The following is a 20,849-nucleotide window of genomic DNA, read 5'->3' as shown; positions in this document are numbered from 1 at the left end:
CTGAGCCATCCCTGACCCAGGTGGGGTATTGACCCCCTCTGGCTCTCGCGGGAGAGTGGAGGCTAACTTTGAATCCAACCTCGCCACCCCCGACCGGCGAAGGAGCGTCAAAGATGCAGATCCTCCTCATCGAAGACGATGCCATGATGGGCTCGACCCTCACCCAGGGACTGAGTGATCTGGGGCTGCCCCCCACCGAGCTGTTCCACTGCAAAGAGATTGCAAGCCTGCCCGCCCTGCTGCGCCAGCACGCCTTCGATGCCATTCTTTGCCGCCAGTATCACCACCAGGCCCACGAGGGCGTCAGGCTGCTGCATGAAGCACACCACCTGGGCCTGCTCGCGCCCGGCTGCGTGCTCCTGCTGCTGGAGCAGGACGAGGACACCGGCCAGTTCCCCCCCTCCGACCTCTATTTCGCCCTGCGTCTGGCCGTGCCCTTCACCACGGAGCAGCTGGCACACAGCCTGCAAGCGCTGCTGGCACTGACCACGGTGACCCGCCCCCTGGCCACCCCCATGGTGCTCAGGGAGTGGCGCAGCGCCTGCGCCCAGTGCGAGGATCTGCTTTACCGGCACGCCAGCCACAAGGGGCTGGAAGCACAGATGGACAGGGTAAAGGGCTACATGCTGCTGCAAGCCGGGGAACGGGTGCAGGCCGCCCAGCACTACGCCATCTGCACCACGGAGTACGATGCCTGGTGGCCACGCCAGGGGCTGAACCAGGCCCTGCTCGGGCTGAACCGGGTGGAGAGTGCCCACAAGGATCTGGCCCGCAACCAGGAGCGACTGCCCCCCGTCATCCATCAGGCGCTGGTTCTCGCCTGCCAACTGCACGAGGCGCAGTGGGATCCTGCCTGGGAAACCTTGTCAGGCTTGCTGCAACGCTGCCCCTGGCAGCCGCAGTGGCGCCAGGTGGCCATTTTGCTGGCCTTGCTGCGAAGGGATGAAGGTCAGGTGCTGGCGCAGGCCACCGATTTCATCCTGCGCTACTTCCCCAAACAGACGTTTCGCCACTCCGTCGAACGCTGCCTGCTGGATGCGACCCTGGCGGTGCTCTGGCATCCACCGGGAGAGGCCAGAGTTCATGGGCTGCAGCAGGCTCTGGAGGAGCTCGGCCAGCAGGCCGTGACCCTGCGAGCCCACGAGGAGAGGCTGCTGCGCGCCCTGATGCTGGGTCTGGATTATCGATTCGATGACGCCTTGATGCTGCTGGCCAAGCACCCGCCGGAGGCGGCGCGGGACAATCACCTCAACCAGTTGCTCGGGGTGGCCGTCAGCCAGTTCTGCGGGCTTCCCCACCATGCCCAGCGTTATCTGGCCCAGCTCGGCCAGTATCAGGGGCCGGTGGCACAGACCCCGCTGCTGCAGGGGCTCATTTTGCAGGTGGTCGACGATCTGGCGCGGCAACTGGCGCAGCGGGAGCAGCAGCTGACCCAGCTGCGCGAGGAGCGGCAACGGGCCATGACCACGGGTCAGCTCCAGCTCGCCGTGCAGAGTGCTCTGACCCTGCAGGAACGATTCCCGGCCCAGGCGGGGGATGCCTGGCAACTGCTGGTATTGCTGACCCAGTGCTGGCCCGCCGGCATGGCGGCCCCGGCGGTGGCCCGCCTGGTGGACAGGCTGGAGCAGCGTCTCAACCACAGTGCCGCCTTCCTGGAGCACCATGGGAACGCCTATCGGGAGACACTGCAACAGGTGAGATCCCACCTGGCCCCCAAACTGCCGCCCCTCGGTCCCCACCAGGGCCTATAGCCATCCAGGGCGGTGCATGCCGCCCTGGCTGGTGCGTTACAACAAGCCCCGCACCAGGATCCCCGCGATCAGCAGGGGGGCGATCAGCCGCCAGCACCAGAGCAGCGCGCCACGCATCAGCGGCGAGAGATCCGCAGGCACAATACTGTCCCCCAGCTTCCAGCCAAGCAGCAGGGTCAGCACCAGACCGAACAGGGGCATCATCAGGTTGGAGGTGAGGTAATCCAGCAGATCGAACAGGGTTTTGCCAAACAGGGTGTAGTCCGCCCAGGGGCCGAACGACAGACTGACCGGAATGCCGCAGGCCATGATGAGCAGGGTCAGCACCCGGCAGGCATTGCGGCGCGACCAGCCCCACTCCTCGGTGGTGAAGCGCACCAGGTGCTCCAGCATGGAGATGGAGGAGGAGAGCGCCGCCACCAGCAGCAGCAGGAAGAAGATCACCGCCAGCCCCTGACCGAACGGCAGGTGGTTGAACACCGCCGGCATGGTCATGAAGGTGAGGCCGGGGCCGGCGGCAGGATCGATGCCGGTGGAGGCCAGCACCGGGAAGATCATCAGCCCCGCCAGCACCGAGATGCAGCTCGCCAGGGTGACTACCCAGACCCCGGAGCGCAGCGCCCCGTCACTGCTCGGCAGGTAGGCGCCATAGGTGGTGTGTACCCCGAGGCCAATGGAGAGGGAGAAGAACGCCAGCCCCAGGGCGTCGAGCACCCCCTGCCCCGTCAGGTGGGAGAAGTCGGGCATCAGGAACTGGCGTACCCCGGCCATGGCCCCCGGCATGGAGAGCCCGGTCACCACCAGGAGCAGCATCATCACGAACAGGGCCGGCATCATCCAGCGCAGCGCCCGCTCCACCCCCTGTTGCAGCCCTCCCTGCACGAACCACCAGGTGAGCCCGGCGAAGACGAGATGGGTGAGGGCTGGCCAGAGGGGATCGCTCACATAACCGGTAAAGAGTGCGGTGAGGGTGCTCGCCTCACTCAGGTTGAGCTCGCCGCCCACGGCCAGGGCCGCATAGCCCACGGTCCAGCCCCCCACCACGCTGTAGAAGCTGTAGATGAAGAAGCCACACAGGATCCCCATGTAGCCCATCCAGCGCCAGTTCGGCCCCACCAGCTTGTGGAAGGCGCCGAGCACGCCGCGCTGGCTGCGGCTGCCGAGCAGGGTCTCCCCCACCAGCACCGCGACCCCCAGGGTGAAGCTGAAGAGCAGGAACACCAGCAGGAAGGCACCGCCCCCGTTGGTGGCTGTCACATAGGGAAACTTCCAGATGGCGCCAAGGCCGATCGCCGAGCCGGCGGCCGCCAGCACATGACCAATACGGGAAGACCACTGAACCTGGCTCATACAACCTCCGGGCAAGACAACATCAGTTCGATACTCCATGGCTAGACGCGGTGTGCGCCGCAACAAAAAAGGCCGCCTGAGGGCGACCTTTGCAATGAACAGTCAGACAAACGACACCTGCAAGGTCACCTCTCCAGGAAGGGGCTAAATCGGCCACAGAGAGCGATAAGGGGTGACATGGGAGGGCGACGCCTGCACGGTAAAAAGGAGCCACAGCCTAAACCATGGCAAGAGAAGTTGACAGGAAATAGTCTAAAACAGAACCGAAAACAGATTTAATCAAAACAGAATATCGAAATTACAGATTTTTACTCTGTTTATTTTTAATTGACAGATTTTTATAAAGAGTCAATCCTGCCACCCCACTCCCCGGCCAGCCCGGCCGGGGAGTGGCACAGATGACCAACCCTCCCTACACCAGGCCGCGCACCAGAATGCTGCCAATGAGCAGGGGAGCCAGCCAGCGCCAGCAGCCCATCAGCAGGGCCCGCCAGTGGGGAGCCAGCCCTTCGGGCAGCGCCTGGCGACCGAGCCGCCAGCCCAGCAGCAGCGTCAGGGCCAGCCCGAACAGGGGCATCATCAGGTTGGAGGTGATGAAGTCCAGCAACTCGAAGATGTTCTTGCCAAACAGGGTCAGGGTGGCCCAGGGACCGAACGACAGGCTCACCGGGATGCCACCCGCCATCACCAGGGCAATAACCAGGTTGCACGCCGCGCGGCGGGACCAGCCCAGGCTCTCGCACAGGAAGCACTGCAAGTGCTCCAGCAGGGAGATGGAGGAGGAGAGCGCCGCCACCACCAGCAGAGAGAAGAACACCACCGCCAGCCCCTGGCCGAAGGGCAGTTGCTGGAACACCGCCGGCATGGTCATGAAGGTGAGGCCCGGGCCCGAGGCCGGGTCAATACCGGTCGCCGCCAGTACCGGGAAGATCATCAGGCCCGCCAGCACGGCGATGACGCTCGCCAGCAGCACTACCCAGAGGCTGGAGCGACCGACCCCTTCACTGGAAGGCAGGTAGGCGCCATAGGTGGTGTGGATGCCAAGGCCGATGGAGAGGGAGAAAAAGGCCAGCCCCATGGCGTCCAGCACACCCGACATGCCGAGCTTGCTGAAATCGGGCATCAGGAAGTGGCGCACCCCGGCCATGGCGCCCGGCAGGGTGAGGCCGAAGGCCACCAGCAGCAGGATCATGATGAAGAGGGCCGGCATCATCCAGCGCAGGGTGCGCTCCACCCCTTGTTGCACGCCGCCCCGCACGAACCACCAGGTCAAGCCGGCAAACAGCAGGTGGGTCAGCACCGGCCAGAGCGGATCACCGACGTAGTCGTTGAAACGGGCGGTCAGTGCCGCGCCGTCCCCCTGTTGCAGCTCCCCCGCCAGGGCCATGCCCGTGTACCCCAGGGTCCAGCCGCCCACCACGCTGTAGAAACAGAAGATGAGCAGGCTGCACAGCAAGCCCATGGCACCGACCCAGCGCCAGCGCCTGCCCATCAGTTCGCCAAAGGCGCCCACCACCCCGCGCCGGGTCAGGCTGCCGATCAGGGTCTCCCCCATCAGCACCGCCACCCCCAGGGTGAAGCTGAACAGCAGAAAGACCAGCAGGAAGGCGCCGCCACCGTTGGCGGCGGTGACATAGGGGAACTTCCAGATGGCGCCGAGACCGACCGCGGAACCTGCGGCGGCCAGGATGTAACCGAGCCGGGATGACCATTGGGACTGCTTCATAAGAACTCCACACGAAGGGCCTGCCAGCGAGGCCCGAAATGGCGCTCAGAGTACGCCCGCGGGCGCGCAATCACTCGGCGTATATCCGATATAAAACTCAGTTTTTAGCATCATTGACCAATAAAATTCGGATAACCAACCAATCGTGCCACAAAATAAAAACCGGAGCGGGGATGCTCCGGTTTGTTGTCTGCCCAGGTCTGGCGGGATTAGATCACCCCCAGCTCCCGCAACCGCTCCATCAGATAGCTGTGGGCGGTGTGACGCTCCGAGAGCACCACGTCCGGACGGGGGTGCAGGAAGAGCGGCAAGGAGATGCGGGACTTGGCGGCACTGCCCCCGGTCGGGTTGATGACCCTGTGGGTGGTGGAGGGGTAGTAGCCGCGGGAGGCCTCCTGCAGCATGTCACCGATGTTGATGATGAGGGTGCCGAAATCGCAGGGCACATCCATCCACTCCCCGTCTGAACCTTTCACCTGCAGGCCCGGCTCGTTGGAGGCGGGCAGAATGGTCAGCAGGTTGATGTCTTCATGGGCGGCGGCGCGGATGGCACCCGGCTCCTCAGTGCCGTCGAAGGGCGGGTAGTGCAGCACCCGCAGCAAGGTCTTGTGGCTCTCTTCGATCATGGAGGAGAGCGGGCAGCTGTAATGGGCGGCGATGTCGCCCGGGGTGTGTTGCTCCACCCAGCCCAGCAGCTCGGCGGCCAGATCGTTGGCCAGGCGGTAGTACTCCATCGCCTGCTCTTTCAGCTCTGCCGGCATCTGGCCCCAGGGATAGATGTGGAAGTACTCCTTGATGTCCTTCTGGCTGTGGCCCTTGGCCACCTCGGACACCGAGGGCGGGAAATAGCCGTCCTGGGTCTCGCGATTGAACAGGAAATCCTGCTTCTGTTCGCTCATGAAGAAGCGATACCAGTTGTCATAGATGGACTGCACCAGCTCCTTCGGGATGGGGTGGTGAGTCAGCACCCCGAAGCCGGTGGTGCGCAGGGATTCGGTGAAGCGCTCGGCCGCATCGGGGGAGCGATAATCGACGGTCAGGACTTTCATTGTTTTTATGTTACATGCCAGTTAAAAGTAGGCGCAGTTTACCCTGCCTCCCCCGGCAAGAAAAGGCTGCCGGAAGACCGTCTACAACGGCTTGAAAATACTGATAAAAACATCATGATACGGCCCCCTCGCCCGGTGCTTGTCCCGGACGGGCCTCCTCTTCTAGAATGCCCCACCCCCTTTGCTGTCGGAGCCCCCTCATGTCCCCCAAGATCCTGTTGTTGACCCTTCCCTTCCTGCTCGCCGGGTGCAGTTCCCTCTCGGAGGAGGAGTGCCGTGCCATGAGCTGGTACAACCAGGGCTATCAGGACGGGGAGCAGGGCAAGACCCGGAGCGCCACCCGCGACTATCAGAAGACCTGCGGGGAGTACGGCCTCAAGGTGGATGAGGCGGAGTGGCAGCGCGGCTACGCCAAGGGGCTGGAGCTCTATTGCATCCCCGAGCTTGCCTACAGCAAGGGACGGGAGGGGAGCGAATACCTGGGGGTCTGCCCCAACGACACCAGCTTCCTCACCCAGTTCGAGCGCGGCCGCAAGGAGTACCTGCTGGAGCAGCGCCTCGGCGAATTGCAGCAGGAGCTGGAACGCACCGAGCGGAGCATCCACCAGCTGGATCAGCAGATCCGGGGCGAGAGCGACAGCCGCCAGCGCGACTACTACCGTGCCCAGCGCGAGCGCGCCATCCGTCACTACGAAGGGGTATACCGGGACTACAACCGGCTGCGCTTCCCGGATCGGGTGATCCAGTTCTCCTTCGGGAGCTGACAAAAAGGGGCCGACATGGCCCCTTTCTGTTTATGCCGTAGACTGTTTTTCCCCTCAGGCGGGCAGGACCCAGCGCTGCAACGCCAGGGCGATGCCATCCTCGTTGTGATCCGCGGTGACCCGGTCTGCATGAGCCTGGATCTGGGGCGCCGCATTGCCCATGGCCACCGCCAGCCCCACCTGCTCGAACATGCTGATGTCGTTGTTGTTGTCGCCAAAGGCCACCAGGTTCTCCATGGCGATCCCCTCGCTCGCCGCCCACTGGGCCAGCCGGTTGCCCTTGCTGCAACCTGGCTGCACCAGCTCCACCGCATAGGGGGCCGTCCAGTCACGGGTGAAGGGCAGTCTCTCCACCACCTCCCCGACGAAACGGTGCAACCGGCCGGGATCCTGGTTGAACAACTCCAGCTTCCAGATGGGGGACTGCAACCAGAGCTCGATATCCTCGGCGGGCAGCAGGGAGACCTTGAGGTGATCCGGCTGGGTTGCCGACCAGCGCCGCATCCGGCCCACGTGCTCCTCGCAGCCCAGGTAGCCGATGCCGCCCCCCAGGTGGAACAGCGCCCCCATCTGCTGGGCCTGCATCTCCTCCAGCAGGGCGGTGAGGGGCGCCACGGCCAGGGGATCCCCGGCGAGGATCCTCTCCTGCACCGGATCATAGAGGTAGGCGCCGTTGCTGCAGATGATGGGGGTGTCGAGGGCCAGCTCATGGTGGAAGGGACGGGCCGTCATGAAGTGGCGACCCGTCACCAGCAGCACCTTGATGCCGTGGGCCCGGGCCTGGGCAAGGGCCGCCCGGGTAGCGGACGAGATCTTGTGATCCCGGTTCAGCAGGGTACCGTCCATGTCCAATGCAATGGCCTGATAACGACTCATATCACCTCCAGGAATGTCGAGACGGGTGCGGCGCCATCCCCTCCCGTTTCCAGTTCCATGACGACACATCTCACCGCCGGGAATGCGGACTGGGCATCGCAAGGCCCATGATGGGAGACGCGCTCGCCGGGGGGCGGGAAAAGCGGAGCAAAGAGCCATACCGTCCCAGACTCGGCGCCGCGATGCAAGTCCGGCCCGCCATCCCGTCGCCGAACTGTGATCCCCGCGCCCTTCGTCAGCCCGCCTCGGCGCACCCGGCCACGGCGTTTCGCCTGTCCGCCCGTCTGCGTAATCCGTAGAAACCGAGGGCACAGATCACGCCGCAGAGGCCGGCCAGGTAGAAGGGCCACTCGGTCCCCGCCAGCAGCACCAGGCTGCCCAGCACCACCGCCAGGATCTCGCTGCCCACCGCCAGACCGCGGTAGAGCCCCATCGCCTGCCCCTGCTGGCTGGCATGGCTGCGGTTGGAGACCGCCACCGAGGTGGCCAGCTCCCCCAGACTCATGCCGATGCCGGCCGGGATGAAGGTGAGCGCGAGCCCCCACCACTGGGTCGGCAGGATGAACATCAGCATGCCCGCCGCCATCACCAGGTGGCCGACGATGCCAAGGGAGCTGCCGCGCCAGTGCCGTGCCAGCTGCTCACCGATCCAGGAGCCCAGCATCATGGGCACGCTCACCAGCACGGCGGCCTGGGCCAGTTGCACCGGATCCCATGCCAGCCGCTCCACCAGCCAGACATTGAAGTAGGTGAAGTAGAGCTGCACCGCCCCGTAGCTTGCCAGGGTCAGGGCAAAGTAGGGCAGGAGACGAGGTTGCAGCAGCAGTTGGCGGGTCGAGAGGGGAGCTTCATCCCGGGTCGCCGGCACCGGGGGACGATTGGGCAGCAGCCAGAGCACCAGCAGCAGGTTGATCACCGTCATCCCCACCGCCAGCCAGGCTGCCAGACTGTAATCTCCCGAGACCACGGCCGCATAGCCTCCGATCATGGGACCCACCACCCAGCCCAGGTTCATGCCGATGTTGATGCGGGCGAAGTTGCGGGCCTTGGTCCTGGCCGTGCTCATGTCCGCCGCCATCGCCTGCACGATGGCGATGTCGCCGTTGAAAAAGCCCTCCACCACCCGGCTCAGCAGCAAGAGCGGCAGGGAACGCCAGGCGATGCCGAGGGCCATCAGCACATACCCCGCCAGCACCCCCACCAGACAGAGGGTCAGCACCGGCTTGCGCCCATGGCGATCGGAGAGGCGGCCAAGCAAGGGGGCCCCCAACAGTTGAAACAACGGATAGAGCCCCATGATGACGCCAAGCCACACCTTGCGGCTCCAGTCCGACGCCTGTGGCGTCAGCATGCCCTGGGCCGGATCCAGCAGCAGCGGCGCCAGGACGGGGGAAGGCAGGCTAAATCCCGCCACCGCCAGCGTCACCGTCATTACCAATACCCAGAGGGTCACCTGTCCCTTGATCCCTTCCATCTTCGCCTCATTAAATAAAGTTATCGGTTTATTTATATTGTGAGGGGTCGTCCATTAAGTAAAGCAGATTGTTGATCTAAATCTCCCTGCTCCCCATAATGACCTCATCCAGGCGGTCACCGCACCGATACCCACCACCGGAGCCCCCATGAACGCCAGTACCGACAAGATCCTCTATCTGCTGAAAACCCGCGGCCCCCAGAGCGCCGCCGAACTCGGCGACCAGTTGCAGATGACGTCCATGGGGGCGCGCCAGCACCTGATGGCCCTGGAGTCCGAGGGCTGGGTGGGGTTTAGCGACGAGGCCCGCGGCCGCGGTCGCCCGGTGCGTCTGTGGCACCTCACCGACCAGGCCTGGCAGCGCTTCCCCGACACCCATGGCGATCTGACCCTGCAGCTGATCGACGACATCCGGCAGGTGTTTGGCGACGCGGGCATGGAGCAGCTCATCACGCGGCGGGAGCAGCAGATGCAGGCTCGCTATGAATCCAGGCTGACCCAGCCGGCGCTGGCAGACAGGCTGATGACGCTCAAGGCGCTGCGCACCCAGGAGGGGTATATGGCGGACATGTCGCAGGAGGAGGACGGCAGCTGGCTGTGGTGGGAGAGTCACTGCCCCATCTGCAGTGCGGCCAGGGCCTGTCGGGGCTTTTGCCGCAGCGAGCTGGCGCTGTTTCGCCGGTTGCTGGCGCCGGCCGAGGTGGAGCGGGAGCAGTATCTGCTGGAGGGGGACAGCCGCTGTCTCTATCGCATCCGGCCGCCCCGCCCCTGAGCGGGCGGAACGCAAAAACAACAAAGCAGGCGCCGGGATGCCTGCTTTGTTGCCTTCGGGGAGGGGGTGCTCTCGTTCCAGCCCGTTGTTTCCCGATAAGGTCGAACGGCTGATGGGGCTCTTGACCCGGTAAGGTCCTTCACCACAGGTGCCTGGTCGGGCGCCTGTCTTGCCACCGGAAGATGTAACCATGGTACTCCCCGCGATGCGGTGAGTGGTTGTGAAGTAGCAGGTATTTTCAGTTGTTTTTGCAATAGTTCACCCTTAATCTAGGAAAAGTGGATTAGTAATTGCGAAGAGGTACGGAGAATGCTGAAACTTGATCGTATAGACAGGCATATTCTGGAGCTGATGCAGGAAAATGGCCGCATCAGCAACCTGGAGCTGGCCGAGCTGGTCGGGCTCTCTCCCTCCCCCTGCTCGCGCCGGGTCAAGGCGCTGGAGGATGCCGGTCTCATCGATACCCATGTCACCCTGCTCAATGCCCGCCAGCTGGGGCTGACCCTCACCGCCTACATTCACATCTCCATGGACAGACACACTCCGGAGCGGTTCGAGAACTTCGATCGCGCCGTCAAGGATCTGCCCGAGGTGCTGGAGTGCGACCTCATCACCGGCAACGATGCGGATTACCAGCTCAAGGTGGTGGTGCGGGATATGGAGCACTACCAGCACTTCCTGCTGGACAAGCTGACCCACATCTCCGGCGTGACCGGGGTGCGTTCGAGCTTCGTGCTGCGCCGCATCAAGCACAAGACCGCCCTGCCCCTCAACCACCTGGGCTGACAACCCACCCCGCATCCGGGGAGCACCAAAAGCAAGAGGAGGCCAAGGCCTCCTCTTCTTGTCTCTGCTATCAAGGGCATTCGCGGTCAGCACAGCCCCCGGGCGCCATCGCGCCGCCAGGTGGCGAACGCCTCGTCATGCCTCGACCTGGCTGACGTCCTGCACCTGCAGCAACCAGCCGCTCTGCTCCTGCAGGGGTTCGCCGCGCAGCCGCAGCCGCTCACCGGTCGACACCCACTGCCCTTTGGGCAGAGAGATTTCCAGGCTCTCGCTGCCGTTGTCGAACACCCAGCGATCGGCGCCCAACGACTCCATCAAGTACCCTTCCATCTCCACTCTGGACTCGGCCTGCCAGGAGGGGGAGGCAGTATCACGGCTCTCGATGAAATCCCCCTGTACACCAAAGCTGGCCAGCCCCCACAGAATGGAGAGCCCGACGATGGATGATTGCATCTCTCTCTCCTGTTGGTTTGCTACCTTGAGGGCCAGTATGGGAAGAGAAAAATGAGTGCACCATGAACAAGGTGCCAAAGTGCTGGCAAGATCGCGAAAAAAACCGGCCCCATGGCCGGTCATGTCATTTTATGTCGTACAGGTCACACTACTTGGCCGCTTCTTCTGCCATCCGTGCAGCCCTTGGTTTATTTGTCCACATGGCCACCCCGCGGTGATCCGCACAGATCCCCTCGTCGGTGACCGCCCGCACCCGGGCCCCGTCCTTGCAGATGGCCTGCCAGGCATCGGCATCGTCGATCTGCAACTCGGAACGGGGATAGGAGGTATCGGCGCAGGCGCACAGCAGGATGGCGAACAGAGGGAGCAGGGATTGCATGGGTTTCATCGGGTCACTCCTGACGGGAAAAGGGATCAGCGCCCCAGCTGCGCCGCCACGCGATCGCAAAGCTGCTTGAGCTGGGCCAACTCAGCATCGGCCAGATCCACCTGATTGCGCAAGCTGTCCGCCAGACAGCACTCCCTGACCTCCTGCTGCAACTGGCGTCCCGCCTCGGTCAGGCTGATGCACTTTTGCCGCTCATCCTCGTGGGAGACGGTGCGGGTCAGCCACCCCTTGCTCTCCAGCCGCTTGACGATGGGGGTCAGGGTGCCCGCATCCAGTCCGGTCTCCTGCCCTATCTCCTTGAGGCTGACCTCGTCCCGAGCCCAGAGCGAAAGCATCACCAGGTACTGGGTATAGGTGAGATCCAGCTTGTCCAGGAGCGGCCGATAGGCACGCATCACCGCATTGGAGGCGCTGTAGAGGGCAAAACAGACCTGCTTTTTCAATTCGCTCATGGAGGACCTCGCTGACGACAAGGGGGGCAGTATACCCCATCAACTTCGGGGCTGAATAGTTTGCACACAAAACAGTTGCCAGCCCCCGCGTTCAGGACTACCCTGATTTTAGTTTGCACACAAACAAAAATACCAGGCCGCCGCCCGACGCGCGGCCCCACTGCCGGAGAATGCCCATGAATGCCATCAGCCATCAAATCCAACTGCTGCGTCGCCCCACCGGTCTCCCCACCCTGGAGGACTTCGCCCTCCGGGACGTGCCCCTGCCCGCCCTGCAGGAGGGAGAGGTGCAGGTCGCCAACCAGTGGCTGTCGGTGGACCCCTACATGCGCGGCCGCATGAGCGAGGCAAAAAGCTACGTTCCTCCCTTCCCCCTCAACGGTCCCCTCGACGGCGGCGCCATCGGCACGGTACAGGTATCGCGCCATCCCGATTTCAAGGTGGGGGACAAGGTGAGCAGCATGCTGGGCTGGCGGGATGCCTTCGTGGCAAACGCTGCCCAGCTCACCCGCCTGCCCGACACCACCCTGCCGCCCCAGCGCTTCCTCGGCGCCCTCGGCATGCCGGGCATGACCGCCTGGGCGGGCCTGCACAAGGTGGCACACCTGAAGGCCGGTGAAACCCTGCTGGTCTCGGCAGCCTCCGGGGCGGTCGGCACCATGGCGGTCCAGCTCGCCAAGCAGGCGGGAGCCAGGGTCATCGGCTCCACCGGCTCGGCCGACAAGGTCGCCTACCTCAAGACCCTGGGAGCCGATGCGGTGATCAACTACCGGGAGACCCCGGATCTCGACGCCGAGCTGGCCCGCCTCGCCCCCGAAGGCATCCACGTCTACTTCGAGAACGTGGGGGGCGCCATGCTGGATGCCGCCCTCAACCACCTGGTGGTGCACGGGCGCATCGTGCTGTGCGGCCTCATCGAGCAGTACAACAGCAACGGCCAGGCCAGCGGCCCGCGCAACCTCTCCCAGGTGATCCGCAAGCGCATCCTCATGCAGGGGTTGCTGGTCTCCGATCACTGGCAGCACTACGGGGCGTTCCTGGCCGAGGCCATGCCGGCCTTTGAGGCGGGCACCCTCCAGGCCGAGGAGACCGTCAGCGAGGGGCTGGCCAGCATGCCGCAAGCCTTTATCGGACTGTTCCAGGGCCGCAATACCGGCAAGATGCTGGTCAGACTGCCCTGATCCGGGGGCGTTTTCCATCTGTTTAACAGATAGAATGTCGCCAGACCCATCCATTTAAGCGATGGAGAATCGGCATCCGATCGCCCTTGAACAGGCGGCTTGCACAACGGGCCCATCCCCCCTAAGGTGGGCCCGTTTTCCCTGGCGCACCCCGCCGTCTCAGCAAGGAGCCTCCCCTATGTCTACCCCCTATCCCCGCGTCGGTGTCGGCGTCATTCTCACCAATGGCCAGGGCCAGGTACTGCTTGGCAAGCGCAAGGGCAGCCATGCCCCCTACTGGTCCATCGCCGGCGGTCATCTGGAATTGGGGGAGACCTTCGAGTCGGCAGCCATCCGGGAGGTGGCGGAGGAGACCGGCTTCGTCATCCGCCAGCCTCGCGTCATCGCCGTCACCAACAACCTGGAGACCTGGCGCGAGAGCGGCCTGCACTACATCTCGGTCACCCTGCTGGCAGAGGTGAACGGGGAGCCGCAACTGCTGGAGCCGGAAAAATGCGAGGGCTGGATCTGGTGCGACCCGCACACTCTGCCCGAGCCTCACTTCGATGCCAGTCGCCAGTCCATCGCCTGCTGGCTGGCGGGACAATGCTACCTGCCCCAGGCACAACCTGCCCCCTGACCCTCACCGGCAGGCTGCCGCGCGTCACCCCGGCACCTCTCGTCTGTTGGCGGAGGCGACCCGCCACCCCGCCAGCCCCTGTTGATGGCAGGCAGCGCGGGAGGGCGTACCGTCACCAAACCGTCACTTTTTTGTCATATTATCCGGGCCAGGATGATGACGAGGAGGGGAAGATGGGACAGGTGTTCATGCAGTTCTTGTGGCTGGGGTGCATCAGTGTTGGCGGGCCGGCCGCCCATATCGGCTATTTTCAGCGCACCTTTGTCCAGCGGCTGGGCTGGCTGAACCAGGGGGAGTTCGCCCAGTTGCTGGCCCTGTGCCAACTGCTGCCGGGTCCGGCCTCCAGCCAGCTCGGCTTTGCCATCGGCCGCCACCGTGCCGGCATCGGCGGCGCCCTGGCCGCCTTCGTCGGCTTTACCCTCCCCTCCTTCCTGCTGTTGCTGGCGGCCGCCGTCGGTCTGGGTCAGCTTGCGGGCAACCTCTGGCTGGACGCCGCCCTGCACGGCCTCAAGCTGCTGGCGCTCGTCGTGGTGGCGGATGCCGTGCTCACCATGAGCCGCCAGTTCTGCAAGACGGCGCTGCAACAGGGGCTCATGGTGGCCACCGCCGCCGCCCTCTGGTGCGCCCCCGGTCTTCTGACCCAGGTCGCCATGCTGCTCGGCGCGGCCCTGCTCTGTGCCTTGTGCGAGCCCCGCCCGGGGAGTCAGGGCCTCGCGTCCACTCCGGATCGCCAGCCTCACTGGCCGACCCTGCTGCTGTTCGCCCTGCTGTTCGTCGGCCTGCCCCTGGTGGTGAGCGGCCCCGTCAGCCAGTTGCTGGCCGACTTTTACCGGGCAGGCAGCCTGGTGTTTGGCGGTGGTCACGTGGTGCTGCCCCTGTTGCAGGAGAGCCTGGGTCACCACCTGAGCGAGCAGCAGTTCCTGACCGGCTACGGCCTGGCCCAGCTGGTACCCGGCCCCATGTTCACCCTGGCCACCTACCTGGGAGCCGTGCTGCTGCCCGCCACTCCCCTCATCGGGGCGCTGCTGGCGACCCTGGCGCTCTTCCTGCCGGGTTTCTTGCTGCTCTGGGCGCTGGGCCCCTGCTGGCAGCACTGGCTGGCCCGCCCCCGTCTGGCGGGGGCCGTGGCCGGCATCAACGCCGCCGTGGTGGGGCTGCTGCTGGCGGCCCTCTATCAGCCGGTGTGGCAGAGCGCCGTGCTCTCCCCCACCGATCTGGCGCTGGCCGCCGTCGGCTTCTACCTGCTGCGGGTGCCACGGCTCCCCGTTCTGCCCCTCGCCGCCCTGCTGACGGGGGCAGCCCTGCTGCTGGCCTGACGAACCCGCGACAAGTCAGGCAGCGCCCGCCGGGCTGGCGGTCATGGCTCTTATCCCCGAGGGGAGGCAAAGAGAGCAAGATCCGTCAGGACAGCTCGGGCCCGTTGGCCGATAGTGGGCGGCACAGAGGAGAGACCATGGATCACAACCAGACAGAGTCCTACCGCCGACGCTTTCAAACGGTGACAGAGCACATCGAGCGCCATCTCGACGACGACCTGTCGCTGGAGCGGCTCAGCGCCGTGGCGCACTTTTCGCCCTTTCACTTTCATCGGCAATTTGCCGCTTACTGCGGCGTGCCGCTGGGGCGTTACATCCAGCTGCTGCGGCTAAAGCGGGCCTCTTACCGGTTGGCATTCGCTCCTCTGGACAAGGTGACTGATATCGCCCTCGATGCCGGCTTCCAGCATGGCGAATCTTTCAGTCGCGCCTTCAAGCAGACGTTCGGCCTGACGCCCAGCCAGTTCAGGCAGCACCCGGACTGGGCCAGCTGGCATCGCTGCCTGCCACGGCCCCCCACAAAGAGGATTGACCCCATGCGAGTCGACATCATCCAGTTCCCGCAGACCGCCGTCGCCGCCCTGACCCATCAGGGCCTGCCCGAGCGCATCAACGACACCGCGGCGCGCTTCATCCAGTGGCGCAAGGCCACGGGCGGCTCCCCGGTCGCCACCAGCCGGACCTATGGCCTGGCGCCGGACGACCCCGCCACGACGGAGGGTGCGGCGTTTCGCTTTACCCTCTGCGGCAGCGTCGAGGCCCCCGTCGCCGAGGACAATGAGTGGGGCGTGAAGAATGCCCTCATCCCGGCCGGGCGCTGCGCCGTGGTACGCCACCACGGCTCCCACGACCTCCTGGCCGACTGTGCCCGGGCGCTCTACCGCGACTGGCTGCCCGCCAGCGGCGAAGAGCTGCGGGATTTTCCACTCTTCTTCCACTACCACAACTTTGTACACGAGGTGCCCACCCATGAGCTGGTCACCGACATCTACCTGCCGCTGGCATAGCCCGGCACCTGACAGGGGGAGATAAAAAAGCGGCGCCTCCGAAGGGAGGCGCCGCTGGTCGTGTCGGGGATCAGGCGTCGGGCTCGAAATCCAGGCTCAGGCTGTTGACGCAGTAGCGCTGGCCGGTCTCGGTCGGCCCGTCGGGGAAGACGTGGCCGAGGTGGGAGCCGCACTGGCTGCAGGTGATCTCCACCCGCTTCATGCCGTGGCTGTTGTCCTCGGTGTAGGTCACCGTCCCCTCGATGGCCCGGTCGAACGAGGGCCAGCCGCAGCCCGCGTCGAACTTGGCTCCTGAGTGGAACAGCACCTGCTTGCAGCAGACGCAGTGGTAATCGCCGCTCTTGCGGTTGTGCAGCAGGGCACCGCTGTAGGGACGCTCGGTCCCTTTCTCCCAGCAGACGTGGAACTGCTCTGCACTCAGCTTGTCGCGCCACTGTTCAGGGTTGTTACTGCTCATTCCGGCTCCTCACCACTGATAACGGTGCCCAGCATACCCAGTCAGGGCGCCTGGCTCTACCCCGCCAGCGGGAACTGTGATCCCGTTGGCAACACGGCGACAACATCCGCTGCCACCACCCCTTCGCTCGCCAGCACCGCCGCCAGCAGGGCGACCCGCTCCAGCAGCTTGAGGGAGTGGGCACGCCCCACCGCCACCTGCCGCTTGATGTCGTCCGGCAGGAAGGGCAGGCCGTCGTTGGTGGCGGTGTCGATGGTCTGGATCCACTCCATGCCCTCCCCCGGCGGCGGCAGGCGGAACTGGATGTCATAGTCGCTGGCGTTGAACAGCACGTACCAGCGCTCCCCGGAGCAGCCAATCATGCCGATGTCCATGGCAAACGCCTGCCCCATGGGGGCGTGCCAGTCCTGATCGGTGAGCTGATGGCCGTCCGGGTGATACCAGTTCACCTGGTGACAGCTGGTCGCCTTGCCGTTCCAGCCGTCGTCGCTCAGTTGCAGGTTGGAGAAGACCCCGGACTCCGCCCGCAGCGCCATCATCTGGCGGGTGAAAGCGAGCAGCCGCTCGTCCTCCGGGCGCAGTTGCCAGTTCACCCAGCTTATCTGGTTGTCCTGACAGTAGGCGTTGTTGTTGCCGAGCTGGCTGCGGCCCATCTCGTCCCCGGCGAGGAAGTGGGGCGTCCCCTGTGACAGCAGCAGGGTGGCGATCAGGTTGCGCTTCTGCTGCTGGCGCAGGTTGTTGATGCGCGGGTCCAGGGTCGGCCCCTCCACCCCGTGGTTGCTGGAGAGGTTGTTGCCGTGGCCGTCCCGGTTGTCCTCGCCGTTGGCCTGGTTGTGGCGCTGGTTGTAGGAGACCAGGTCCTCGAGGGTGAAGCCGTCGTGATAGCAGAGGTAGTTGACGCTGGTGTGGGGGGAGCGCCAGTTCTTCGGGAAGAGATCCCGCGAGCCCACCAGACGGGTGGCAAAATCCCCCATCTTGCCCGCATCCCCGCGCCAGAAGGCGCGCACCGTATCGCGGTAACGATCGTTGATCTCCAGCCACTGGCTCGGAAACTGGCCGAGACGATAGCCGAAGGGGCCGATGTCCCAGGGTTCGGCGATGAGCCTGACCCGCGCCAGCACGGGATCCGCCATCATGGCCTTGAAGAAGGCGCTCATGGGATCGAACTCCCCCGCCTCCCGCGCCAGGGTGACCGCCAGATCGAAGCGAAAACCGTCCACCTGCATCTCGGTGACCCAGTAGCGCAGGGCATCGAGCACCAGCCGCAGGGTGTTGGGGTGATCCAGATTGACACTGTTGCCGCAGCCGGTGACGTTGGCGTGGCGATGGTAATCCGGACCGTGGGCCCCCGACTCGAAGGCGTAGTAGCCCGCGTTGTCAAACCCCTTGAGGGAGAGCATGGGGCCGTCGAAACCCGACTCCGCGGTGTGGTTGTAGACCACGTCCAGGATCACCTCGAGCCCCGCCCGGTGCAGCTCGCGCACCATGGTCTTGAACTCGGTCACCGCATCCTTCGCCCCGTAGCGCGGTTCGGGCGCGAAGAAGGCGATGGGGTTGTAGCCCCAGTAGTTGGTCAGCCCCAGCTGCTCGAGCCTGGGCTCGGACATGAAGGCCGCCACCGGCATCAGCTGGACCGAGGTCACCCCCAGCCCCTGCAGATGCTCGATCATCAGCGGGTGGCTGATGCCCAGATAGGTGCCCTGCAACGCCTTGGGGATGCCGGGGTGCTGGCGGGTGAACCCCTTGACGTGGGTCTCGTAGAGCACGACCCGCTCCGGCGGGATGCCGGGCTTGCCGACCCCCTGCCAGTCGAAGGCATCGTCCACCACCACCGACTTGCCCACCATGGCCGCGCTGTCCCCCTCGTAGAGGGCGTCGTCCCAGTGGGTGGCACGGCTGAGCGCCCTGGCATAGGGGTCTATCAGCAGCTTGTCCGGGTCGAACAGCAACCCCTCCTGGGGAGAGCCATGCACCCGGTAGCCATAGCGCTGACCAGCCTTGACCCCGCGCACGTGGCCGAACCAGTACTGGCCGCGCCGACCGGGCAAGGGGAGACGCGCCAGCTCCTGCTCCTCGTCGTCGAACAGGCAGAGCTCCACCTTGTCCGATTGGGGAGCCCAGACACAGAAGTGGCAGCCCGTCTCGTCCAGACGGGCACCAAGCGGGTGATCTACCCCGTTTTCCATTTCAAACATCAGGACTCCTGTTTGATGAACAAGGTCGCGAGCGGCGGCAAGTCCAGCACCAGGCTGTGTGCCATCCCCTGCCAGGGGGTCGCCTCGGCGACGAAGACCAGACCCACATCATAGTTGCTGCCCCAGTAATGCTCGCTGTCGGTGTTGAGCACCACCCGATAGCGACCGGCAGCCGGCACCCCGAGACGGTAACCAATGCGCGGCACCGGGGTGAAGTTGCAGGCCACCACCAGCGGATGGGCCCCCAGCTTGTCGGCCCGCAGCCAGGCGAAGATGCTGTTGTCCGCGTCCTGGTGATCCAGCCAGCGGAAACCGGCCTGTTCATAATCCGCCTGATACAAGGCAGGTTCATGACGATAGAGGTGGTTGAGATCCCGGATCAGCCGCTGCTGGCCGCCGTGCCTGGGGTACTGCAACAGGTGCCAGGGCAGCTGGGCATCATGATTCCACTCGTTGCTCTGGGCGATCTCGGTGCCCATGAAGTTGAGCTTCTTGCCGGGGTGGGCATACATGAAGCCCATGTAGGCGCGCAGGTTGGCGGCCTGCTGCCACTCGTCCCCGGGCATCTTGTAGAGCAGGGAGTGCTTGCCGTGGACCACCTCGTCGTGGGAGAGGGACAGAATGAAGTTCTCGTCATAGTGGTACACCATGGAGAAGGTCATGTCGTTGTGGTGGTAGCGACGGTGAATGGGCTCTTTCTGCATGTAGCTGAGGGTGTCGTGCATCCAGCCCATATTCCACTTGAAGCCAAACCCCAGGCCGCCAAGGAAGGTGGGACGGGAGACCCCGGCAAAGGCGGTGGACTCCTCGGCGATGGTCATGGCGTGGGGGTACTTGCCGTACACCTCCTCGTTGGTCCACTTCAAGAGGCTGATCGCCTCGTAGTTGTGGTTGCCGCCATCGACGTTGGGCACCCACTCACCGGCGTTGCGGGAGTAATCCAGATAGAGCATGGAGGCGACCGCATCCACCCGCAGGCCGTCGATGTGGAACTTGTCGAGCCAGAACAGGGCGCTGGCCACCAGGAACTGGCGCACGGTGTCGCGACCGAAGTCATAGATGTAGGAGTTCCAGTCCGGGTGCCAGCCACGGCGCGGATCTTCGTACTCGTAGAGCGGCGTGCCGTCGAAGCGGGCCAGGCCGTGGGCATCGGACGGGAAGTGGGCGGGCACCCAATCCAGAATCACGCCGATCCCCGCCTGGTGGCACTGATCCACGAAGTATTTGAAATCGTCGGCCGTGCCGTAGCGGCTGGTGGGAGAGAACATGCCCACCGGCTGGTAGCCCCAGGAGCCGCTGAAGGGGTGCTCGGAGACCGGCAGCAGCTCGATGTGGGTGTACTCCATCTCCTTGATGTACTCCACCAGTTCCACCGCCAGCTCGCGCCAGCTCAGGCTGTCGCCGTTGGAGTGACGCTTCCAGGAGCCCACGTGCAGCTCGTAGATGGAGAGGGGCTGCTCGCGCTTGTCATTGAGCTGACTCTCGCGCCAGGCGGCGTCCTGCCACTGGTACTGGCCGTGGTCATAGACCACGGAGGCGAACGAGGGGTACTGCTCGCTGTAGAAGCCCACCGGGTCGCTCTTGTGGGGCAGGCGATTGCCCGCCGGGTCTTTCAGTTCGAACTTGTAGCGATCCCCGGACTTGAGCCCCGGCACGAACAGCACCCAGTGGCCGCACTGGCTGCGCTGCATGGGGTGACGGCGGCCATCCCAGAAGTTGAAATCGCCGATGAGGCTCACGGCGGTTGCGCTCGGCGCGTAGACGGCAAAGCGCACTCCTTCCACCTGCTGGCCGAGGTGCGTCACGGTGCGCAACTGGGCGCCGAGGGTGTGGTAGAGGTTTTCCGGTTGCCAGGTGAGTTCCGCCAGCCCCTCCCAGGCGGCGGCCTGGAACTGATAGGGGTCGATGATGTCGGCACTGGCGTCGGCGTAGGTCGCGATGAGCTGGTAGGGGAAGAGATTCTTGCGGCGGGTGAAAACAGTTTCAAAGAGGCCCGCTTCGTCAGCGGCGGTCAGGGTGGCAACTATCTTGCCTGACTTGAGATCCCTGACCCGGACCTCGAGTGCATCGGGCAACCAGGCGGTGAGTTTCAGGCCTGGCCCATCCGGATTGGCCAGCAGGCCTAGATGGGAGAAGGGATCGGCACAGCGGGCGGCAACCAAACGTTCAACGGGCATCGACATTTCCTTTGATGGCTGAACATCCGCTTCGGCCGAAGCCGAAGCGGATGAAA

The 20,849-nt window shown here is 64.7% G+C and carries 19 protein-coding genes; 8 read left to right on the top strand and 11 right to left on the bottom strand.

Features of this window, described 5'->3' with window-relative positions; translation table 11 throughout:
• Window positions 1-113 precede the first annotated feature (113 nt).
• Window positions 114-1,751 carry a hypothetical protein gene (locus I6L48_RS07615; protein WP_216987909.1) on the top strand — a complete coding sequence of 546 codons (1,638 nt, stop codon included), beginning with the start codon at window positions 114-116 and terminating at the stop codon, window positions 1,749-1,751.
• 36 nt (window positions 1,752-1,787) lie between these two features.
• Here the strand turns inward: I6L48_RS07615 and I6L48_RS07610 are convergent, their stop codons facing one another.
• The 3 genes from I6L48_RS07610 to I6L48_RS07600 all read right to left on the bottom strand — a co-directional run bounded on the left by I6L48_RS07610 (window position 1,788) and on the right by I6L48_RS07600 (window position 5,876).
• Window positions 1,788-3,101, bottom strand: coding sequence for a sodium-dependent transporter (locus tag I6L48_RS07610; protein WP_041214539.1), 1,314 nt, complete (start codon window positions 3,099-3,101; stop codon window positions 1,788-1,790).
• A 412-nt stretch (window positions 3,102-3,513) separates the two neighbouring features.
• Window positions 3,514-4,827, bottom strand: a complete 1,314-nt coding sequence (locus I6L48_RS07605; protein WP_216987908.1) for a sodium-dependent transporter — start codon at window positions 4,825-4,827, stop codon at window positions 3,514-3,516.
• Window positions 4,828-5,036: 209 nt separating this feature from the next.
• Window positions 5,037-5,876, bottom strand: coding sequence for an isopenicillin N synthase family oxygenase (locus I6L48_RS07600; protein ID WP_010672899.1), 840 nt, complete (start codon window positions 5,874-5,876; stop codon window positions 5,037-5,039).
• 200 nt (window positions 5,877-6,076) lie between these two features.
• Between I6L48_RS07600 and I6L48_RS07595 the strand changes: the two genes are divergently transcribed.
• Window positions 6,077-6,640 (top strand): DUF2799 domain-containing protein, encoded by a 564-nt coding sequence (locus I6L48_RS07595; RefSeq protein ID WP_010672898.1) that lies wholly within the window; start codon window positions 6,077-6,079, stop codon window positions 6,638-6,640.
• 54 nt (window positions 6,641-6,694) lie between these two features.
• Here I6L48_RS07595 and I6L48_RS07590 read toward each other — a convergent pair whose 3' ends face one another.
• Together I6L48_RS07590 and I6L48_RS07585 are read right to left on the bottom strand one after the other, a co-directional pair.
• Window positions 6,695-7,516: a Cof-type HAD-IIB family hydrolase gene (locus tag I6L48_RS07590; protein WP_216987907.1), complete on the bottom strand. Its 822-nt coding sequence runs from the start codon at window positions 7,514-7,516 to the stop codon at window positions 6,695-6,697.
• Between the two features lie 235 nt (window positions 7,517-7,751).
• Entirely contained in the window at window positions 7,752-8,990 is a 1,239-nt protein-coding gene (locus I6L48_RS07585) for an MFS transporter (protein ID WP_039039394.1), read from the bottom strand.
• Between the two features lie 148 nt (window positions 8,991-9,138).
• Between I6L48_RS07585 and I6L48_RS07580 the strand changes: the two genes are divergently transcribed.
• Both I6L48_RS07580 and I6L48_RS07575 read left to right on the top strand, forming a co-directional pair.
• The gene (locus I6L48_RS07580) at window positions 9,139-9,762 is read left to right on the top strand and encodes a metalloregulator ArsR/SmtB family transcription factor (RefSeq protein ID WP_041214535.1); all 624 of its coding nucleotides are present in this window, start codon (window positions 9,139-9,141) and stop codon (window positions 9,760-9,762) included.
• Window positions 9,763-10,071: 309 nt separating this feature from the next.
• Entirely contained in the window at window positions 10,072-10,548 is a 477-nt protein-coding gene (locus I6L48_RS07575; protein WP_010672894.1) for an Lrp/AsnC family transcriptional regulator, read from the top strand.
• A gap of 135 nt (window positions 10,549-10,683) precedes the next feature.
• Here the strand turns inward: I6L48_RS07575 and I6L48_RS07570 are convergent, their stop codons facing one another.
• The 3 genes from I6L48_RS07570 to I6L48_RS07560 all read right to left on the bottom strand — a co-directional run bounded on the left by I6L48_RS07570 (window position 10,684) and on the right by I6L48_RS07560 (window position 11,841).
• Window positions 10,684-11,001: a hypothetical protein gene (locus I6L48_RS07570; protein WP_041211026.1), complete on the bottom strand. Its 318-nt coding sequence runs from the start codon at window positions 10,999-11,001 to the stop codon at window positions 10,684-10,686.
• A gap of 148 nt (window positions 11,002-11,149) precedes the next feature.
• The gene (locus I6L48_RS07565) at window positions 11,150-11,380 is read right to left on the bottom strand and encodes a hypothetical protein (protein ID WP_113070611.1); all 231 of its coding nucleotides are present in this window, start codon (window positions 11,378-11,380) and stop codon (window positions 11,150-11,152) included.
• Between the two features lie 35 nt (window positions 11,381-11,415).
• Window positions 11,416-11,841 carry a MarR family winged helix-turn-helix transcriptional regulator gene (locus I6L48_RS07560; protein ID WP_029313694.1) on the bottom strand — a complete coding sequence of 142 codons (426 nt, stop codon included), beginning with the start codon at window positions 11,839-11,841 and terminating at the stop codon, window positions 11,416-11,418.
• Window positions 11,842-12,017: 176 nt separating this feature from the next.
• Here I6L48_RS07560 and I6L48_RS07555 point away from each other — a divergent pair, with 176 nt between their 5' ends.
• The 4 genes from I6L48_RS07555 (at window position 12,018) to I6L48_RS07540 (ending at window position 15,964) form a co-directional block, all read left to right on the top strand.
• Entirely contained in the window at window positions 12,018-13,022 is a 1,005-nt protein-coding gene (locus tag I6L48_RS07555; RefSeq protein WP_113069653.1) for an NADP-dependent oxidoreductase, read from the top strand.
• A 178-nt stretch (window positions 13,023-13,200) separates the two neighbouring features.
• Window positions 13,201-13,641 carry an NUDIX hydrolase gene (locus tag I6L48_RS07550; protein WP_042015777.1) on the top strand — a complete coding sequence of 147 codons (441 nt, stop codon included), beginning with the start codon at window positions 13,201-13,203 and terminating at the stop codon, window positions 13,639-13,641.
• A 173-nt stretch (window positions 13,642-13,814) separates the two neighbouring features.
• Window positions 13,815-14,957, top strand: a complete 1,143-nt coding sequence (gene chrA, locus I6L48_RS07545) for a chromate efflux transporter (RefSeq protein WP_113069652.1) — start codon at window positions 13,815-13,817, stop codon at window positions 14,955-14,957.
• A gap of 137 nt (window positions 14,958-15,094) precedes the next feature.
• Window positions 15,095-15,964, top strand: coding sequence for a GyrI-like domain-containing protein (locus tag I6L48_RS07540; RefSeq protein WP_103244249.1), 870 nt, complete (start codon window positions 15,095-15,097; stop codon window positions 15,962-15,964).
• A 70-nt stretch (window positions 15,965-16,034) separates the two neighbouring features.
• Here I6L48_RS07540 and msrB read toward each other — a convergent pair whose 3' ends face one another.
• Genes msrB through glgB form a run of 3 tightly spaced genes read right to left on the bottom strand, consistent with a single transcriptional unit; the run spans window position 16,035 to window position 20,793 of the window.
• The gene (gene msrB / locus I6L48_RS07535) at window positions 16,035-16,421 is read right to left on the bottom strand and encodes a peptide-methionine (R)-S-oxide reductase MsrB (protein ID WP_010672886.1); all 387 of its coding nucleotides are present in this window, start codon (window positions 16,419-16,421) and stop codon (window positions 16,035-16,037) included.
• 56 nt (window positions 16,422-16,477) lie between these two features.
• Window positions 16,478-18,616: a glycogen debranching protein GlgX gene (gene glgX / locus I6L48_RS07530; RefSeq protein WP_216987906.1), complete on the bottom strand. Its 2,139-nt coding sequence runs from the start codon at window positions 18,614-18,616 to the stop codon at window positions 16,478-16,480.
• Entirely contained in the window at window positions 18,616-20,793 is a 2,178-nt protein-coding gene (gene glgB, locus I6L48_RS07525) for a 1,4-alpha-glucan branching protein GlgB (protein WP_113069650.1), read from the bottom strand. Before glgB ends, glgX begins: the two co-directional genes overlap by 1 nt.
• Window positions 20,794-20,849: the final 56 nt, after the last annotated feature.

It is taken from the genome of Aeromonas sp. FDAARGOS 1418 (assembly GCF_019048585.1).
Taxonomy (GTDB): Bacteria; Pseudomonadota; Gammaproteobacteria; order Enterobacterales; family Aeromonadaceae; genus Aeromonas; species Aeromonas caviae.
The sequence above is the reverse complement of the archived record's forward strand: the minus strand, read 5'-3'. Positions and strand labels throughout refer to the sequence as shown.

Excerpts from the sequence above, each read along its gene's own strand:
- I6L48_RS07575 (WP_010672894.1), top strand. The coding sequence starts at position 10,072 with ATGCTGAAACTTGATCGTATAGACAGGCATATTCTGGAGCTGATGCAG.
- I6L48_RS07615 (WP_216987909.1), top strand. The coding sequence starts at position 114 with ATGCAGATCCTCCTCATCGAAGACGATGCCATGATGGGCTCGACCCTC.
- I6L48_RS07570 (WP_041211026.1), bottom strand. The coding sequence starts at position 11,001 with ATGCAATCATCCATCGTCGGGCTCTCCATTCTGTGGGGGCTGGCCAGC.
- I6L48_RS07540 (WP_103244249.1), top strand. The coding sequence starts at position 15,095 with ATGGATCACAACCAGACAGAGTCCTACCGCCGACGCTTTCAAACGGTG.
- I6L48_RS07565 (WP_113070611.1), bottom strand. The coding sequence starts at position 11,380 with ATGCAATCCCTGCTCCCTCTGTTCGCCATCCTGCTGTGCGCCTGCGCC.
- msrB (WP_010672886.1), bottom strand. The coding sequence starts at position 16,421 with ATGAGCAGTAACAACCCTGAACAGTGGCGCGACAAGCTGAGTGCAGAG.
- I6L48_RS07585 (WP_039039394.1), bottom strand. The coding sequence starts at position 8,990 with ATGGAAGGGATCAAGGGACAGGTGACCCTCTGGGTATTGGTAATGACG.
- I6L48_RS07605 (WP_216987908.1), bottom strand. The coding sequence starts at position 4,827 with ATGAAGCAGTCCCAATGGTCATCCCGGCTCGGTTACATCCTGGCCGCC.
- glgB (WP_113069650.1), bottom strand. The coding sequence starts at position 20,793 with ATGCCCGTTGAACGTTTGGTTGCCGCCCGCTGTGCCGATCCCTTCTCC.
- chrA (WP_113069652.1), top strand. The coding sequence starts at position 13,815 with ATGGGACAGGTGTTCATGCAGTTCTTGTGGCTGGGGTGCATCAGTGTT.
- I6L48_RS07560 (WP_029313694.1), bottom strand. The coding sequence starts at position 11,841 with ATGAGCGAATTGAAAAAGCAGGTCTGTTTTGCCCTCTACAGCGCCTCC.
- glgX (WP_216987906.1), bottom strand. The coding sequence starts at position 18,616 with ATGTTTGAAATGGAAAACGGGGTAGATCACCCGCTTGGTGCCCGTCTG.
- I6L48_RS07550 (WP_042015777.1), top strand. The coding sequence starts at position 13,201 with ATGTCTACCCCCTATCCCCGCGTCGGTGTCGGCGTCATTCTCACCAAT.
- I6L48_RS07595 (WP_010672898.1), top strand. The coding sequence starts at position 6,077 with ATGTCCCCCAAGATCCTGTTGTTGACCCTTCCCTTCCTGCTCGCCGGG.
- I6L48_RS07590 (WP_216987907.1), bottom strand. The coding sequence starts at position 7,516 with ATGAGTCGTTATCAGGCCATTGCATTGGACATGGACGGTACCCTGCTG.
- I6L48_RS07610 (WP_041214539.1), bottom strand. The coding sequence starts at position 3,101 with ATGAGCCAGGTTCAGTGGTCTTCCCGTATTGGTCATGTGCTGGCGGCC.
- I6L48_RS07580 (WP_041214535.1), top strand. The coding sequence starts at position 9,139 with ATGAACGCCAGTACCGACAAGATCCTCTATCTGCTGAAAACCCGCGGC.
- I6L48_RS07600 (WP_010672899.1), bottom strand. The coding sequence starts at position 5,876 with ATGAAAGTCCTGACCGTCGATTATCGCTCCCCCGATGCGGCCGAGCGC.
- I6L48_RS07555 (WP_113069653.1), top strand. The coding sequence starts at position 12,018 with ATGAATGCCATCAGCCATCAAATCCAACTGCTGCGTCGCCCCACCGGT.